Here is an 18,818-nt window from a genome sequence, read left to right as displayed (position 1 = left end):
TTGTATTTTGTAAAAGGCGTGGCCTAGCTGGTCGCGCCTTTTTGCTGTTTATTGATAATTGCTGTGTTATAAATGTAGCATACAGAAAACAGTATACGTACGTGCACTAAAGCTCTAGTAGAGCTTTTTATCAACACTTGATTTAGACAATCAATAAAGAAAAGGAAGTCATTTATGTCTAACGACAATTTAATGTTTACCGCAACAGAACATGGTCAAGCCATGCATGCCAAAGTCAAAGCGTTCATTGAAATGCACATTGAGCCAATCGAAGCGCAATTCTGGGAAGAATGTCATAAGAAAAATCCTGATGGTAATTGGGAAAACTGGGAGTGGCCAGAAGCCTACGAAAACCTGCGTAAGCAAGCACGTGAAGAAGGTTTATGGAATTTATTCTTGCCTGATGACACCCTAGGAGCAGGGCTTTCAGTCACTGATTATGCACCTATCGCAGAGCTAACTGGTCGCAGTTTGCTTGCGCCTCATGTATTCAACTGTAATGCGCCTGATAGTGGCAATATGGAGCTGTTGTGGCGCTACGGTACTCAAGAGCAGCAAGACAAGTGGCTCACACCAATCCTAGAAGGTAAGACGCGCTCTGTGTTTTGTATGACTGAGCCTGATGTCGCATCAAGTGATGCAACCAATATGGAAGCAACCGCTGTAGTCGATGGCGATGAGATTGTCATAAACGGTAGCAAATGGTGGTCATCTGGTCTTGGCGATCCTGCGGTTGATATTCTAATTGTCATGGCATACACCGCTGATGAAAGCGCAGATCGTCATCATCAACATTCAATGGTGCTTGTACCGGTCAACACACCAGGTGTGAACATCAAACGTATGCTCAAAGTATTTGGTGATTATGACGCACCGCACGGACATGGCGAGATTAGCTTTGAGAATGTGCGTGTGCCAGTCAGTCACTTTATTGGTGGACCAGGTAAAGGCTTTGAAATTGCGCAAGGTCGTTTAGGGCCAGGCCGTATCCATCATTGCATGCGCTGTATTGGCGCTGCCGAAAAGTCTCTTGAATTGGCTGTTAAGCGCGGTATGTCACGTACTGCCTTTGGTAAGCCATTACTACAATTGGGTGGTAACTTTGAGCGTATCGCTGAAGCACGCATCAAGATTGATCAAGCTCGTTTGATGACCTTATATGCTGCACAGAAGATGGATGCTCACGGTACCAAAGCAGCATTGACTGAAATCTCTGCTATCAAAGTCGTGGCGCCAACTGTATTACAAGAAGTAGTCGATATGGCTATTCAGATTCATGGGGGTATGGGAGTCTGCCAAGACACATTACTACCAAACTTCTATGCTCAAGCACGTGTACTACGTTTGGCAGATGGTCCTGATGAAGTACATAAAACCATGATTGCCAAACTAGAGTTGAAACGTCAAGGCTTCAGCCGTTCTGCTAAGTCTGAAAAATCTTAATATTTATATGGATAAGGGGCTAGGCAGAATGACTACAATTTCGCTGCCTATTCACCGCCAAAATGCCATCAAAATTAGGATGGTAATGCGGTAATTGAAAGTTCACTACTAATCATTTAGTGGTGAATTTTTCATCACTACTGATGTTTTATCACTAGGGCGTGTCTTCATTTTAAAAATGGTGATAAATTGTCGTCAAACAAGAAAAGTAGCGTAGATAATATCGGAATATTAATCAACTATTTGACGATGTTTGGCAAGATTTGGCCCTTTTTATCTCATCTAGATGACTATTGAGTGAATTAAAGACCCGCCTAACACATATTATAAAAATAAATGACCACATGATAAGGACTGTCTCATGGCAATTGATAACCCTGCTGATAATAATCCTGCCGATAATACTGGCATTAAAGATACCTCAACGAATAATAAAGTACTAGACACAGGCGGCGAAGTACGTGATGGCGAAGAGCTAGATGCCAAAGCCGTTAGCGAATGGCTTCGTAGCCAAGGCATCGATGTGGTAGGTGAACCTACCGTCACGCAGTTTTCAGGTGGTGCATCGAACTGGACGTATCGCTTACAGTACGAGCGCGCAGGCGATGAAAAAGGTCAAGATCTGATATTACGCCGTCCACCAAAAGGCACCAAAGCCAAGTCTGCCCATGATATGGTACGCGAACATACGGTTCAAAAAGCATTAAAAGACGCCTATCCTTATGTGCCAGAGATGATAGCGCTATGTACAGACGAATCAGTCATTGGCGCGGACTTCTATGTGATGGAGCGCATGGAAGGCATTATTCCTCGTGCTAACCTGCCAAAAGGTGTCGATTTAGACCCTGAACAAATTCGTCTGCTTTGTACCAATGTTTTAGACGCTTTGGTTGAGCTGCATCAAATAGACTATACCGAGCATCCTGATTTGGTTGATTTGGGTCGCGGTGACGGCTATTGCGCGCGTCAGGTAAGTGGTTGGGATAAGCGCTATGTCAAAGCAAAAACACCTAATGTGCCAAGCTTTGCATTGGTCAGACAGTGGCTTAACAAACATACTCCTGCCGATAGCAAAACCTGTATTATTCATAACGATTGGCGCTTTGATAATGTGATACTCGATGTGGCTGATCCCACCAAAGTCATTGGCGTTCTTGACTGGGAAATGGCCACCCTTGGTGATCCATTGATGGATTTGGGTAGTGCATTGGCTTATTGGATTGAAGAAGATGACAATATTGTGATGCAGCAGTTCCGTCGACAGCCAACCCATTTAGAAGGTATGATGACACGCGATGAAGTAGTTGCTTACTATCTTGAGCAATCAGGCTTAGAGATAGACAACTGGACTTTCTATGAGGTATTCGGTTTATTCCGTCTCTCAGGCATTATTCAGCAGATTTACTATCGCTATTATCATAAACAAACCACCAACCCTGCTTTTAAAAATGCTTGGCTTGCCATTCATGTCATGCATGCTAAGTGCCTCAAACTTATTGCTCAGTACGAGGGTGAAGCACTATTCAGTGCACACGTTCAGCCGCATTTAGAAGATATGGGCATTGACGCCGCTACCATCGAACAGCTACCAAGCCCTGTACAAAAAGTGATTAAGGGTATTTTACCAAAAGGTTATCTTGCCAAATCCTCTCAGTCACCTGACGCGTAAACATCCAAAGTAAACACGCTGGAAAATATGATAAAGGGCATTATTTTATGACAACCATACTTTTAGCACGTCATGGTCAAGCATCTTTTGGACAAGAAAATTACGATCAGCTCTCAGAGCTTGGTACGATTCAGGCGCAAATGTTGGGTCAGCATTATGCCACCACACAGCGCCGTATCGATGCAATATTTACTGGTAGCTTGGTGAGGCAACAGGACTCTGCTCACCATTTTTGGAAACGCTATGAGCCTTCTATGACGGCCAATGGCGACTCTGTTGTACCAGCAATCAATCTGGATGAGCCTTCTGGTTATGTATTACCGCAGTTTGATGAATTCAATCATAAAGACGTGTTTGTAAAGTCTGCAAATGCTGCTGGCAACCGTGCTGAGATATCGACTGATATGGCTAAATCAGCAATGCCAGCCACCCGTCTGGCAGAGCTATTTGACCAAGCGATGCAGCGTTGGCATGCAGGGGACAATGATCAGGATTATATTGAGAGCTGGCCACAGTTCCATAACCGCACTCAGCAAGCACTTGAACAAATACGTACCAAAATAACCAGTTTGGGTTTGGGTCATGACAGTACCGTGCTGGTCTTTACTTCAGGCGGTGTCATCGCCGCGATTACTGCACAGTTATTAAAACAAGGCAGTCAGACCGCTTATCAGTTAAATAAAAGCTTGGTAAATACTGGCGTGACATCTATTACTCTAAAAGATCAAAGTAGCCGCTTATTATCCTTGAATGAATACAGCCATTTGTTTTCTGAAGGCAAACGCTTTGTGACATGGCGGTAATCTTGAGCATGCTATATTAATAATGCCAGTCGCTAAGGTCTATAATTATTGTTATCGTCAGAATTGATGACAATTATGGGCCACAGGGTAGGCATTACATACGCTTGTGTTTTATAAGTATGAGCGTCAAAAAGTTGATTCTGCTCAATATTGGTACACCAAGGATTGTCTATGAAAAATAAGCTAATAAGTTTGGTCACAAGCAGCGCTCGTGCACGCAAAAATAAGATTGCCAGTGCGATTCAGCCATCACGTTATTTAAAAGGCTTACATAAGCAACAAATAGGCAAAGGTAAAACGGTACTCGTTACAGGCGCAAGTTCGGGTCTTGGTGAGGGGATGGCTAAGATTTTTGCTGAGCTCGGTTATAATCTTGCGATATGTGCACGCCGTACTGATCGTTTGGAGCAGCTAAAATCAGAGCTAACCGCCCAGTATCCGAATATTCGTGTTGAGTATCGTGTACTGGATGTCAGTGACTATGACACGATTTTTGAGGTGTTTGATGCATTCGCTGCTGACTTTGGACGTATTGATCGAGTTGTGGTCAATGCTGGCGTTGGTGACAGTCGCCGCATTGGGAAAGGGCGCTTTGATACCAACCGCCATACGGTTGAGATCAATTTCATCTCGGCATTGGCTCAATGTGAAGCGGCCATGAATATTTTTCGAGCGCAGAACAGCGGTCATCTAGTCGTTATCTCTAGCATGTCAGCAATGCGCGGTTTGCCTAAGCATTTGACTGCCTATGGCGCGAGTAAAGCGGGCTTGGCTCATCTTGCAGAAGGCATTCGTTCTGATATGCTCTTGACCAAACTGCCGATCAAGGTTTCTACTATCTATCCAGGCTATATTCGTACCGAAATCAATGAAAATGCCAAACCCTTGCCATTTGAAGTGGACACAGATACCGGAACCAGAGCAATTGTCGCGGCGATTGAAGCAGAGGTAGATGAGGCTTGTGTGCCAAGTATGCCATGGTCGGTAGTTGGTCAAGCGATGAAACACTTACCATTACCAGTGATGAGTCGTTTAAGCTAATATAGTCAAATCCATGTAAATCCGCTACATCGTCATCCTCGCTAACCATACTAATGTATCGCTTGCACTCGGTTTCCTTGTATCGGAATTATTTGAACTCAACTATACCAAACCTAGAAAGTCAGATACGCTGTTAATACCTATCGATACTATATGAAAAGGCCTTCTACATTGTGATGTGGAAGGCCTTTTTTAGTTAGATGTACAACATCTCAAGACATAACGTAAATACTATAATGTCCTCGGGTTGTCCGATATATGTTGTTCGCGTAGCTTTTGACGCAGCACCTTACCGACATTACTCTTTGGCAGCTCGCTCACAAACTCAATGTGACGTGGGCATTTATAGCCCGTCAAATTCTCTAAGGCAAACTCTTTGATAGTCTCTTTGGTCACATTGTTGTCTGCAGGGACGATATATATTTTAACGGCTTCACCTTGGTTTTCATCAGGGATGCCAATAACCGCACACTCAACGATACCGTTGCAATCGAGCATAACAGATTCAATCTCATTCGGAAACACGTTAAAACCTGACACCAAAATCATGTCTTTTTTGCGATCAAGCAAGGTAAAATAGCCTTTTTCATCCATGCTAACAATATCACCAGTACGGAAATAGCCATCACTGGTGAAGTCATTGGTAATATCTGAATTAAAGTAGCCTGACATGACATTCGGGCCCTTAATACACATCTCACCCGCTTGATTCATACCAACACGCTGGCCATTGTCATCGATTACGATGATATCGACACTAGGCACTGGTACACCAATAGTCCCGTTGAACTTACGCTCAGTAATAACATTGGCCGTGCCGCCGGCAACCCCTTCTGTCATACCCCAACCTTCAACCATCGGGCAGCCAGTAATCTCAAGCCATTTTGCAGCGGTCTGTTCAGTGGCCGCCATACCGCCAGCCTGAGTGATACGTAGTGCGCTAAAGTCAAGATTTTTAAAGTTTGGCTGATCTAGCAAGCCTTTAAATAGGGTATTGACCGCAGGGAATATATGAAAGGGCTGCTTTGACAAAGTCTTAATAAACCCAGGCATATCACGTGGATTGGGTATCAATATAAAGGTATAACCTGAGCGCATACCAAGTAGGCTCAGCATAAAAGCAAAAATATGATACAGCGGTAACGCCATGACCATATTGATGTAGACTTCATTGATATCTGAGGTAACAGGACGGTACCAAGCTTCTGACTGCATGGCTGCAGCGACGACATTGCGCTGCGTCAAAACGGCGCCTTTGGATAGACCAGTCGTACCACCGGTATATTGCAAGATAGCCTTTTGTTGCAATGTGGTCTTGGGTGCTTGTATCGGTAGGTTTTTACCTTTTTTGAGCACTTCAGGAAACTTGGTCACATTGTATTTAGGGTCATTCAGATTGTACTTGGGCACCAGACGTTTGACTTGACGGATAACCGTGTTGACCAAAATACCTTTCAAGCCCATCATATCGCCCATTTTCGATAGGACGATACGCTTGATGTTTGTCTCTTCAATCACTTGCTCGAGCGCTTGAGCAAAGTTATCCACCACAAAAATAACCTGAGCACCTGAATCATTCAATTGATGACGCAGCTCACGGCCTGTATATAGTGGATTGATAGGGGTGCAAACATAGCCTGCACGCAAGATGCCAATCATGATTGGTAGATATTGCGGGACATTCGGCATCATAAGTGCCACAACACTGCCTTTAGGAAGGCCTTGCGCTTGTAACCATGCTGCTACCGCAAGAGACGCATTATCAACATCACCATACGTATGAGTCACACCCATACAAATAGTCATCGGATGCATACGAAAACGATTAAAGCATTCTTCATAAAGCTCTATGAGGCTTTCATACTGATCAGGGTTAATCGTTTTAGGTACATTTGCTGGATATTGGGCAAGCCAAGGCTTATCTATTGTCATGAGTGACGTCCTTAAGTATTGATATAATATCAAACCCAAAAATATGAATAGAGATGTCAAACTCGTATAATCTACAATGCAGAACATTTACACGCGTTTTTTTCACTATCCTCATTTTTGAGTGATATAAGTTAAGGCTCGATAAAAAAGTAGTCACATCCATGTCAACTTTTTATTACTGACAACATAATAAAATGTCGAGTGCTATCCCATTTTGTTCACATACTGCTGAAATAAAGAGATCCTTATAAATTTTAATCTAACCCCTTAATTGGATTAAGAAGCCAATTATTGATCCCATATCGAAAATATTGTCTCTAGTTATACTCCGTCAGCTCACTTATCTTAAAATCAAACAAATTAACTGGCAGAAACTATAGTGAAATATTTTGACGTTACATTAACATAAAGACAACCGTTCTCGTTATTCTCATAAAAGAACTGCTTAGTTTACAATTAGATTTGATATGTATAAAAATATATGTTGCAAGATAAACAAGACAAATGGTTGATAAAAAAGATAAAGTCGTTCATTAGATAATGATAATCAGCACCCATTTATATTCGATCAGTACGAAAAGCATCCTATATCTAATATAAGATGCTTTTTAATAAGAGTAAGCCATGATTTAAATTGGATATTACTCAAGTTCTATAAACATAGGCATTAATAGAAAATAGCGTTTCTTTTATCAAAAGGATAATGACTGTCTATCGCTGTGGACGATCTGCATCATGCTTTTCACGCAACTTTTGACGCAATACTTTACCGACATTACTTTTTGGTAATTCACTGACAAACTCAATATGACGTGGACACTTATAGCCAGTGAGATTGTCTAGAGCAAATTCTGTCACCACTTCTTTGGTGACGTTATTGTCTTCAGGCACTATGTATATCTTGACAGCCTCACCTTGGCGATCATCCGGAATACCAATCACCGCACAGTCAATAATGCCTGGGCAGTCAAGCATGACAGATTCAATCTCATTCGGGAATACATTGAAACCTGAGACTAAAATCATGTCTTTTTTACGATCTAGTAAGGTGAAATAGCCTTTTTCATCCATACTGACAATATCACCAGTACGGAAATAGCCATCACTAGTAAAGTCATCACTACTGTCTCTGTTCAGGTATCCAGAGGTTACGTTAGGGCCTTTAATACACATCTCGCCCGCTTCATTAGTGTCAACACGCCGGCCTTCATCATCAATCACAATCATATCGACACTAGGCAGTGGCAAACCGATGGTGCCATTGAATTTGTGATCCGTCACGATGTTGGCGGTGCCTGCTGCCACGCCTTCGGTCATACCCCAACCCTCGACCATAGGACAACCAGTCACCTCAAGCCAGCGTGCAGCTGTCTGCTCAGTCGCTGCCATACCACCAGCTTGGGAGATACGCAGAGAGCTGAAGTCCAGCTGTGTGAAGCTTGGTGTATCAAGCAGTCCTTTAAATAGGGTATTAACGGCAGGAAAGATATGGAAAGGCTGTTTTGATAACGTTTTGACAAATCCGGGCATATCGCGCGGATTGGGTACCAATATAAAGGTATAGCCTGAGCGCATGCCCAGTAGGCTTAGCATAAAAGCAAAAATATGATACAGCGGTAGCGCCATGACCATATTGATATATACTTCATTGATCTCTGATGTGATAGGCCGTGTCCATGCTTCTGATTGCATGGCTGCTGCTACGATATTGCGTTGTGACAAAATAGCACCTTTAGAGAGGCCTGTTGTACCACCGGTATATTGTAAAAATGCTTTTTGATCCAGTAACAGTTTTGGTTTTTGAAAAGGTAGGTTTTTGCCTTTTTTCAATACTTCAGGAAACTTAGTGACATGGTATTTGGGATCGTTAAGATTGTATTTAGGCACCAAACGTTTGACTTGGCGAATGATAGTATTGACCAAGATACCTTTTAGTCCCATCATATCGCCCATCTTTGATAGGATAACGCGTTTGATGGCCGTCTCGTCGATTACTTGCTCTAAGGCTTGGGCAAAGTTATCCACCACAAAAATAGCTTGTGCACCAGAGTCATTTAATTGATGACGCAGCTCACGACCTGTATACAACGGGTTGACAGGGGTGCACACGTAGCCCGCCCGCAAAATCCCGATCATAGTTGGCAGATATTGCGGGACGTTTGGCATCATAAGCGCGACGACGCTACCTTTAGGAAGCCCTTGCGCTTGTAACCAGGATGCAACTGCGAGTGAGGCCTTATCAATGTCGCCATAAGTATGAGTCACGCCCATACAAATACTCATCGGGTGTCCACGGAAACGATCGAAGCATTCTTCGTAAAGCTCCATGATGCTGATATATCTATCAGGGTCAATGGTTTTTGGCACACTTGTAGGATATTGGGAGAGCCAAGGTTTGTTCGGCGACATAGTGAGCGTCCTTGCAATGTAATATGGGTTAAGGTTTATAAGAAATCAGCCATACATATATCAGTATTATTAACCAGTATTGATAGGGTTTATAGGTTACTGGGTGCAATAACGTCCTTGTATATTGACAGACTGCTAGCGCTTGTTAGTACGGTACAATACCAATCAGCCAGTACTAAGAAATGCCTTAGATAAATAACCAAATCATTGTATAAACAAATAACACAAACAGTAAATATCCCAATAAGGGTCATCTATTGTTAGCAGCTAGAGTATCAAAAAAATGATACATTTCAGCAATACATTAGCATGAATAAAACAGATAGCAATATGGATTTACAAAACTGTTCAGTACATAAACTGAATTAAATCATATGCTTAATAATGAATATAAGGAAGGGAAGCCGAAAAGGTAATCGCTGAGTGAGGTGAGGGCCAGTAAATATTTTGATCATTCAGGTAGGATGAACTGACTGTTTTTATTGAAAAATCGTCGGTAAATAAGTAAAGCGCTGATGGTACAGCCAAGTGTGCTACTCACACATATCAAAAACATCGTTATGATCTGATAACGAACGGCTTGGGTAGGATCTGCACCTGCCAGTATTTGCCCTGTCATCATACCGGGTAAGCTCACAATACCTACGACTAACATAGAGTTTAAGGTCGGGGTCATCCCATTAATAATCGCTGCTCGTATTTGCTCATGTACGGCCTCAAATGGCTTGGCAGATAGGCTAAGCATCATCTCGATACGTGATTGCTGCTGATGAAAAGACTCAACCAATTGGTTGCTGGTCAAAGAAATGGCGGTTAAAGAATTGCCAAGTATTAGCCCTAAGATAGGGATAATAAATTGAGGCGTGTACCAAGGAGTGACTCTCAAAATAGCTAGGATGGCTATCGCAGTGACCAATACGGCTGAGGTACTAACGGCCAGTAGTGTGTCTACCAATAAACCTTTATAACTGCGTTTGACACGGTTTTTTGCAGCACTTGCGGCAATCAAGGTCATAATGGTCAGAATGATCAGTACTTCGTACCATTGCTCGCGTGCGAACACCCATGCCAATATCAGGCCAATAAAGCTCAGTTGTACGATGGTTCTGATAGCAGCCGTTAGTAGTGTCTTTGTCAGCCTTAAACGCAATTGCCATGATACGACAAGGACGATGAGGATTAGGCTCCCAGCAAGTGCGATATCACCATATGTTAAAAACACTTGCATATCATTTGTCCCGCTCATATGTGCTCATTATAAGGGTGTAAAGAGAAGGTTGGCGTACAATCAGAATATTGTATTTTAAGATTTATATCATAGTTTAGCAGCCGATTTAGACTAGGGTAGTCAATACGCCTGCTTGCATATGCCAGTGTCTATCAGCCAATGGCATAATGTCCTTGGTATCGTGAGTGACCCATAGCAATGTACGCTGCCTATCGGCTTGTAACCAACGAATAAGTAGGCTGACCAACTGCGCGGATGTATCGACATCTAAGGCAGCGGTTGGTTCATCCAGCAATAGTACTCGAGGGTTGAGTTGTAGTAAGCGCAACGTATTGACCAGCTGCCGCTCGCCACCAGATAGATAGTTGGAATTTTGCTGCAAAAACGCTGCGCTTTTACCCAAATGTACAAGCTGAGCAATGTGCCAATCAATATCAAAGGTCTGAGACTCATGTGCTTGCAGATCATAAGGCATTTTTAGGTTGTCAAGGACAGAGCCTTCTATCAGTTGTGGATGCTGCGAGAGTAACGCAACTTGCTGACGCCACTCTATATAGCTTGTTTCGTGAATACTGTAATATACATCACTGTTTGGTTTGGCAGTGTTAAGTAATTCAGCCTTGCTACGTAAACGGACGTCACCAGCACTTATAGGAAGCAATCCAGCCAGCAGTCGTAGTAGTACAGACTTGCCACTGCCAGAGGCACCGGTCAAGACGGTCACTTGCCCTGAAAACAGCATACCACTCACATCGCTGATTAATGCTGGCGGGTTAGCTGGCAGCGCCTTGCTAGATGCAGTATCTTTCTCTCGTTTACTTGTCCATTTCTGATAGCGTGTGCTGAGAGCATTACCTTTTTTTTGAGTGCTATCTTGTATTTGAGCGATATTAGTATCTGTATCCTTAGCAAGGCTGGTGGTCGGCCTGCTGTAAAACCAAAGGTGGTTAAACTCAATGATAGGACTGTCGCTATTAGTGCTCATAGCGTCTATTGATGCTCAACCAGTTGCTGGCTCATAGCCTGTTCAATAGCCTCGCGCAGTTTTTTGGGTACACGAATAGGGCGCATCGGTGCATCAGTAGATACAGTGTCAGATTTGTCGTTTTCATCATTTGCCATAGGCTTTGGTTTGACTTGATTTTGTACACAAGCAATGACAATCTTGGCGCTGCTCAAAATCTGACTGCTGACAGCTGTATTTCCCATCACATTATTATTAGGTGCTGTGCGACGAATGCTTTGATAAAATACCATGCTGGCAGGCTTTAGCTCTACTTTATCGACACGTACACTGATGATCTCATCTAAGAGAATGGCGTTGGTATAGCGCAAGTCTGCCTGACTGACCACAAAATGCTGCACATCGCCCGTATCGGTCTGCAAAAAGTAGCCGTTCAAGCCAAGTTCAGTGAACCAATCACGGCGGCAGTTTTCAAAAAAAACCAAATGATTGGCATGGTAGACTATGCCGCCAGCATCAGTATGATTAATATAGACGTTATAATCTTTGGCAAATAATGGGGCAACTTCATCGTTGCCAACTGTATGGGTGTTTTTTTGCATCGTTGTTGTCATAATCATACTCAGTATTTTTTAATAAGTAAGGTTGAGGACATGCCCTCATGATAAGGATGTGAGTTAGCGAATTTATAAGAATAGCGTTTATTATCGTTGTCACAAGCGTTACTCTAGCCGAAGATATAAGACGGCGCAACAGCTAGCTCAGCCTATGTCTGCTATCATAGGTGCTTGCAACTCATTCGCTCGTATCAGCACTGTATTTTATCAATTAGTATAGGATAGTTTATGACCCGTTTTGTCAGTTTTAATATCAATGGTATTCGTGCTCGTCAGCACCAGCTTGAGGCCGTTCGGGAGGTGATTGATCCTGATGTCATGGGTCTACAAGAGACAAAAGTACATGACGACCAGTTTCCGCTAGGGGATGTAGAAGGAATAGGGTATCACGTAGAATACTTTGGACAAAAGGGGCATTATGGCGTGGCATTACTGTCCAAGGTTGCCCCTATATTTGTACAAAAGGGCTTTCCTGGCGAAGAGGTAGACGCGCAAAAGCGTTTTATTCACGCACGCTATGAATTTGATGGACGTGAGGTAGATGTGCTTAATGGTTATTTTCCGCAAGGAGAGAGCCAAGATCACCCGACCAAATTTCCAATGAAACGGGCGTATTATGCAGATTTAATGGCTTATATTGATACATTAAAAGCTGAGGGTCGTTCGATTATTGTCATGGGTGACATGAACATTGCCCCAGAAGATATCGATATCGGTATTGGTGAAGTCAATGCAAAACGTTGGTTAAAAAATAGAAAAACCTCGTTTTTGCCAGAAGAGCGCGAATGGTATAGCGATCTAATGTCACGTGAGCTGACCGATACGTATCGTTTGCATTATCCAGAGAGTACAGAGCTTTATAGCTGGTTTGATTATCGCAGTCGCGGCTTTAACGATGAGCCTAAGCGCGGAATGCGTATCGATCATATCTTATGCACACCAGATTTGGTTGATGCTTGTGTCGATGCTGGTATCAGCTACGAATTACGTGCAATGGAAAAACCGTCTGACCATGCTCCGATTTGGTCAGCATTCGACTTAAAAAAAGTGTAATACTCAGATAGCAAGTATGACTTTATATTCGATAAATTTTTACTTTACAAATAATGATAAATATCACAAATAAGGACTTTATTATGGCAGTTGGCAATGTAGCAGTACCTGATACTATTTATCCCATTGATGGCATTAAGCTCAGTGCAACTGCCGCGGGCGTACGTTATAAAAATCGTGACGATTTGGTAGTGATAGAAATCAATGAGCAGGCAACGACGGCGGTTGTTACGACTAAGAATACGTTTTGTGCGGCGCCTGTACGGGTATTGCGAGAGCATTTTGCTAAAGTCAGTCCGCGCTATTTGGTGACCAATACGGGTAATGCGAATGCAGGCACGGGTGCTGATGGCAAGCGCCGTGCTATCGATATCTGTGCTGCATTGGCAGACAAAGCAGGTGTGGATGTCGCCACTGTATTGCCATTCTCAACCGGGGTGATTGGCGAGCCATTGAATAGCGACGCAGTCATCGCAGGTCTGGATGCCGCATTGTCTAATTTAGCTGCTGATAGTTGGCTGGCTGCGGCCAATGGTATCCGCACGACGGACACCATTCCGAAACTTGCCAGCCAAAAAATCGAAGTAGCAGGAACTCATTATCATATTACGGGCATGTCAAAAGGCTCAGGGATGATACGCCCGAATATGGCCACTATGCTCGGTTACGTGGCGACAGATGCCAATATCGCTGCTGACGTATTACAAGAGATGCTCAGCGCCATCAATGAGCAGTCTTTTAATCGCATCACGGTCGATGGCGATACCTCAACCAATGACTGCTGTGTCTTGATTGCCACAGGCGCTGCCAGCTCGGATATGATTGATGGTCCAGCGCATCCTCATTATCAAGTAGTGTTCGATGCTTTGAGTGAGGTGTTTATACGTCTGGCACAATTGATTGTGCGTGATGGCGAAGGTGCGACCAAGTTTATGACCGTTAAAGTAACTGGCGGTCAAACCACTCAGGAATGCTGTGATGTGGCTTATGCCGTCGCGCATTCACCATTGGTAAAGACAGCGTTTTTTGCCAGTGATGCAAACTGGGGACGCATTCTAGCAGCAGTGGGCTATGCAGGTATTGAAGACCTAGACACCGAGCAAGTTGATGTCTATCTAGATGACGTTATGATTTGCCAGAACGGCGGTGTCGCCGCCAGCTATACAGAGGAAGCTGGCAAAGCGGTTATGAGCCAGTCTGAGATTACCATTCGTATCAGTCTTGCACGCGGTGATGCCCATGACACGGTTTATACCTGCGATTTGTCATATGATTATGTGAAGATAAATGCTGATTATCGCAGTTAGGCAATAGTTTTAAATTATCTTTAGATAGCCTAACCATGAAGCCAGAGTAGAGTCTACTCTGGCTTTTTATTGTCTATTATCTAAGATTTGGCTTAGCCAGTATTAATTTACCTTGTTATTTCATACGATGCATTAACATCAGTTGCAAAAGCTGACGTTACTTTACAAAGCAGTCATAGAGGGTAAGACGACGGGCGACCTATACTAAGCTCAGTAAACGGCAAATAGCCTTATTGGGTTTTACTAGGGCAAAGTAAGGTGTTCGAAATAATAATTTAGTATAAGCCAGCAATTGAAAACTAATAACACTATCTGAGGATTATATAATGAAAAAATTAGCACTTGCAGCATTGATGACGACTTTTGCCCTTTCTGGTTGTTCTACTATGGGTATGGACAATGAGCGTACCATGGTAGTCGAAGGACAGACCATGAATGTAAAAGTAATCAATATTCCCAGTTTTGAGGTAGAAGTTGCTCCGCGCAAAGCCGTGTGTGACTTAACAGCAACAGATGGCACGATGGTTGAATCGCAGTGCTTGCAATATCGTCAGACTTATCAGAAAAACTATACCACGCTAAATGGTAACATTCAGGGCTTTACCTATGAGCCGAACTACCGTTATGTCTTAGATGTACGTCAAGAAGCAATGACAGCAGAAGGGTCTAACGTGGTTAAGCCAGTTTGGATTCTCAACAAAGTAGTATCTAAAACAGCTGAGTAATACCAATATCAATGAATGTGAGCGGACTTCGTTACATTCATCATAAAAAAAGACCTCTAATTTCTTAGAGGTCTTTTTTTGTTTCTACAATATCTACTTCTATGACGACATCTTATTGCTAATCATGCAGTCAATAAGTCAGATTAACATTGGCTATAGTTAACACTGACGCCGCGAGTGACGGTAGGGATTCTATTGTCAGCATATACCGCAAGGCCACCACGTGCCGTCTCTTTGTATTTATCAGACATATCAGCACCTGTCTGCTTCATGGTCTCTATGGCTTTATCCAAAGAAACGAAGTGCTGACCATTACCTCTACAGGCCAGACGTGCCCCATTGATCGCTTTGACCGCACCCATGGCGTTACGCTCGATACAAGGCACTTGGACTAGACCGCCAATAGGATCGCAAGTGAGACCTAGATTATGCTCAATACCGATTTCTGCTGCATTTAAACATTTAGCGGGTGAGCCATTCATGAGTTCTGCTAGGGCAGATCCTGCCATGGCACAGGCCGATCCTACTTCACCCTGACAGCCTACTTCAGCACCAGAGATCGAGGCATTTTGCTTGATGAGGCTACCGATAGCGGTGGCATTCAACAAAAACTTGCGGACACCGTCTTGGCTATAGTTAGGCAAAAAGTCACGATAGTAATGCAGTACAGCTGGAATAATACCTGCCGCGCCATTGGTTGGTGCTGTGACCACTTTACCGCCATTGGCATTTTCTTCATTGACGGCCAGTGCATACAAGTCAACCCAGTCCATCGCAGCCAGTTTGTCATTCTTAGTGATGGGTTGATCTTTTTCAGCACACAACTGTAGGTACAAGTCCTTTGCACGGCGTTTGACATCTAAACCACCGGGCAAAATACCACCGTTTTCACAGCCTTGTGTGACACAGTCTTGCATGACTTCCCAGATATTGTCTAAATAGGCAAACACCTCTTCTTCGCTATGAAAATAAAGCTCATTTTCCAGTACCAATTCGCTGATACTTAAGTCATGCTGACGACATTGCTCTAGTAGTTCTGCGGCATTATTAAAAGGGTAAGGAACACGATCGATCGTTGGGCTGGCATGATCCTCATTTGGGTCAGTGGCATCTTCTTCATTGATCACAAATCCACCACCAATCGAATAGTAGGTCTGCTGATAGCGAACGCCTTCCGTTGAGATGGCACGGAGTGTCAATGCATTAGGATGGTAGGGCAGCACAGTATCATCGTACCAATAGATATCTTGTTCTGTATCAAAGGCAATGGTATGCGTACCGGACACGTTTAATACTTTGTCAGAAAAAATAGGAGACAGATAGCTACTGGTCATGCGTGTGTCAATGGTACTAGGCGTATGACCAAGTAATCCCAATAAGATAGCCGTATCTGTTGCGTGGCCTTTTCCGGTCGCAGCCAAAGAACCATAAAGCTCAATTTCGATATTAGCAACGGCTGTCAATGCCATTTGCTTGGTTAATGAGGCCAAGAACAGATTAGAGGCCACCATCGGACCTACTGTATGTGAGCTTGATGGGCCAATGCCAATTTTAAATAAATCAAAAACACTAATCATAATGAGTTACCGAAAAGTTTAAGAGCTCTAGTGATTGCAACAATTGCATTGAGCACTTTTATTAAAAATATAATAGACAGCCATAGCTTACAGGCACCGTAGTTCGGTGCGTGTGAGGTGCTATCTATGAAAGGATTGCTATAAAAGAGTACAAGTGGTGACTGAATAATAACTTTTATTTATTTTGAAACTCCGCTATCATGCTCGGAGTCAACGACTATGTAACATCCTGTAAGTCAATATCGCTATTAAGTAGGCCAGCTTGTAAATGACCAAAGTACTTTGGATAGCACACATTATTCTTGTGCCATTAGCCAGAATTGACAATCATACCAAATAATACTTTTGGTTTGTCATATTACAACATAAACGAATGAATTGGGATGACATATTATAGATAGAAACATATAGTGCTCTTTTATCTATATAAGTTAGCCACACAGCGCTATTTATCAGTCTCTCAATTTCGCTCAGTTTTCATTTTAGCAGTTATTTTAGCTTATTACCTTAGTTCAGCTCACATAGGACAAGCGCGCATGCCATCTCAAAAAGACCCTTTATCAGCGTCAGACAACAGCGCTCCAGATCAGTCAGCTCAAAACGCATTAGAGGCTGCAGGCATTGATTCAGCCGCCATCAACTACCCACACAATCCAGACTTTGAAAATGGCCGTTGGTTTCCGACATGGCGACCTTACAAGGGCAACTTGGATCGTGATCCAGTGGGTATCAATGACTATTTGCCACCATCAAAAAGTGTATTACTAGGGATACAGCATACGTTTGCCATGTTTGGTGCGACGGTGCTGGCACCACTATTGATGGGGTTTGATCCTAACTTAGCTATTTTGATGTCTGGTATCTGTACGGTGATGTTCTTTATGATCACTGGTGGACGTATGCCAAGTTACTTGGGATCAAGCTTTGCTTTTATTGGTCCAGTCATTGCGGTGACGGCATATGCAGGCGCAGGGTTCAATGACAATTTGAATGTTGCGCTAGGCGGTATCATGGCCTGCGGTATTATTTATGCATTGATTGGTTTGCTCGTGATGAAGACAGGAACAGGCTGGATTGAGCGCTTAATGCCGCCTATCGTCACCGGCGCTATCGTGATGATTATCGGTCTTAACTTAGCACCAGTGACCATTCAAGGCGTGTCTGCCAATCAGTTTGATGCTTGGATGGCAACTTTGACCGTACTGCTCATTAGTGGGGTGGCGGTATTTACGCGCGGTATGCTACGTCGTCTATTGCTACTCGTCGGTCTGGTATTGTCGTACGTGGCTTATTTTGTGATGACCAATATCTTAGGTTTTGGGACTGCGATTGACTTTAGTACGGTCGCTGCAGCTTCATGGTTTGGGTTACCGAGCATTCATACACCTCGTTTTGAGCTAAGTGCTATTATTCTCATTGCGCCTGTGGCCTTTATCTTAGTGGCCGAAAACTTGGGTCACTTTAAAGCGGTAGAGGGCATGACCAAGGCTCGCGTGACCCCTTATATGGGCCGAGCGTTTTTGGCAGATGGTTTGGCCACGACTTTTTCAGCAGGCTTCGGTGGTACAGGCGTGACCACTTACGCTGAGAACATCGGCGTTATGGCTGTCACCAAAGTATATAGCACCACGATATTTGTCGTGGCAGGTGTGGTCGCTATCATATTGGGACTGTCACCCAAGTTTGGTGCGATTATTCAGACGATACCAGCGGCTCTATTGGGCGGCGCTTCTATCGTCGTCTTCGGTCTCATTACGGTTGCTGGGATAAAAATTTGGATAGACAGCCATATTGATTTTAGCAAAAACAGCAATTTGATCATCGCTGCTGTGACCATCATCATGGGTACAGGTAACTTTAGCTTGCACCTAGGGGGCTTTGATTTGGGCGGTATTGGTACTGCTACTTTAGCCGCTATAGTGTTAAATGCCTTGTTTAACCAAAGTGCCGAGACGAAAGCGGCGAATAAAGCATTGGTTAAATAATCAGTCTCTACAATGTCTAAGCGTGCAGTAAATGCAGTAACTAAAAAGCGCCCATGCTACTGATA

General features: G+C 43.4%; 14 protein-coding genes. 8 read left to right on the top strand and 6 right to left on the bottom strand.

The annotated features are described in order from the left end of the window. Positions 1–192 precede the first annotated feature (192 nt). From IP485_RS01065 to IP485_RS01050, 4 genes are all read left to right on the top strand, one after another. Positions 193–1,443 (top strand): acyl-CoA dehydrogenase family protein, encoded by a 1,251-nt coding sequence (locus IP485_RS01065; protein ID WP_227686392.1) that lies wholly within the window; start codon positions 193–195, stop codon positions 1,441–1,443. Positions 1,444–1,804: 361 nt separating this feature from the next. Continuing rightward, positions 1,805–3,112, top strand: coding sequence for a phosphotransferase family protein (locus IP485_RS01060; RefSeq protein ID WP_198325629.1), 1,308 nt, complete (start codon positions 1,805–1,807; stop codon positions 3,110–3,112). A gap of 47 nt (positions 3,113–3,159) precedes the next feature. Beyond that, on the top strand, positions 3,160–3,915 hold the full coding sequence (locus IP485_RS01055) for a histidine phosphatase family protein (protein ID WP_198325628.1): 756 nt from the start codon (positions 3,160–3,162) through the stop codon (positions 3,913–3,915). A gap of 171 nt (positions 3,916–4,086) precedes the next feature. Continuing rightward, positions 4,087–4,956: an SDR family oxidoreductase gene (locus IP485_RS01050; RefSeq protein WP_194363182.1), complete on the top strand. Its 870-nt coding sequence runs from the start codon at positions 4,087–4,089 to the stop codon at positions 4,954–4,956. 231 nt (positions 4,957–5,187) lie between these two features. Here the strand turns inward: IP485_RS01050 and IP485_RS01045 are convergent, their stop codons facing one another. The 5 genes from IP485_RS01045 to IP485_RS01025 form a co-directional block, all read right to left on the bottom strand. Then, positions 5,188–6,888, bottom strand: a complete 1,701-nt coding sequence (locus tag IP485_RS01045; protein WP_198325627.1) for an AMP-binding protein — start codon at positions 6,886–6,888, stop codon at positions 5,188–5,190. 711 nt (positions 6,889–7,599) lie between these two features. Then, positions 7,600–9,297: an AMP-binding protein gene (locus IP485_RS01040; protein WP_194363184.1), complete on the bottom strand. Its 1,698-nt coding sequence runs from the start codon at positions 9,295–9,297 to the stop codon at positions 7,600–7,602. Between the two features lie 451 nt (positions 9,298–9,748). Next, positions 9,749–10,543, bottom strand: coding sequence for an ABC transporter permease (locus tag IP485_RS01035; RefSeq protein ID WP_198325626.1), 795 nt, complete (start codon positions 10,541–10,543; stop codon positions 9,749–9,751). Positions 10,544–10,631: 88 nt separating this feature from the next. Continuing rightward, positions 10,632–11,510: an ATP-binding cassette domain-containing protein gene (locus tag IP485_RS01030; protein WP_198325625.1), complete on the bottom strand. Its 879-nt coding sequence runs from the start codon at positions 11,508–11,510 to the stop codon at positions 10,632–10,634. Positions 11,511–11,515: 5 nt separating this feature from the next. Next, entirely contained in the window at positions 11,516–12,103 is a 588-nt protein-coding gene (locus tag IP485_RS01025; RefSeq protein WP_198325624.1) for a hotdog domain-containing protein, read from the bottom strand. A gap of 231 nt (positions 12,104–12,334) precedes the next feature. Between IP485_RS01025 and xthA the strand changes: the two genes are divergently transcribed. The 3 genes from xthA (at position 12,335) to IP485_RS01010 (ending at position 15,191) form a co-directional block, all read left to right on the top strand. Continuing rightward, complete coding sequence (gene xthA, locus IP485_RS01020; RefSeq protein WP_197175836.1) at positions 12,335–13,159, top strand: exodeoxyribonuclease III; 825 nt, start codon at positions 12,335–12,337, stop codon at positions 13,157–13,159. An 83-nt stretch (positions 13,160–13,242) separates the two neighbouring features. After that, positions 13,243–14,466, top strand: a complete 1,224-nt coding sequence (gene argJ, locus IP485_RS01015; RefSeq protein ID WP_198325623.1) for a bifunctional glutamate N-acetyltransferase/amino-acid acetyltransferase ArgJ — start codon at positions 13,243–13,245, stop codon at positions 14,464–14,466. A 326-nt stretch (positions 14,467–14,792) separates the two neighbouring features. Then, complete coding sequence (locus IP485_RS01010; protein WP_194363190.1) at positions 14,793–15,191, top strand: DUF4377 domain-containing protein; 399 nt, start codon at positions 14,793–14,795, stop codon at positions 15,189–15,191. Between the two features lie 143 nt (positions 15,192–15,334). On the opposite strand, the gene IP485_RS01005 is transcribed toward IP485_RS01010, so the two are convergent. Beyond that, positions 15,335–16,771 (bottom strand): L-serine ammonia-lyase, encoded by a 1,437-nt coding sequence (locus IP485_RS01005; protein WP_198325989.1) that lies wholly within the window; start codon positions 16,769–16,771, stop codon positions 15,335–15,337. A gap of 533 nt (positions 16,772–17,304) precedes the next feature. Here IP485_RS01005 and IP485_RS01000 point away from each other — a divergent pair. Further along, positions 17,305–18,753 (top strand): solute carrier family 23 protein, encoded by a 1,449-nt coding sequence (locus IP485_RS01000; protein ID WP_227686357.1) that lies wholly within the window; start codon positions 17,305–17,307, stop codon positions 18,751–18,753. Positions 18,754–18,818: the final 65 nt, after the last annotated feature.

The sequence above is a fragment of the Psychrobacter sp. NG27 genome (genome assembly GCF_016106655.1).
Lineage (GTDB): Bacteria > Pseudomonadota > Gammaproteobacteria > Pseudomonadales > Moraxellaceae > Psychrobacter.
The sequence above is the reverse complement of the archived record's forward strand: the minus strand, read 5'-3'. Positions and strand labels throughout refer to the sequence as shown.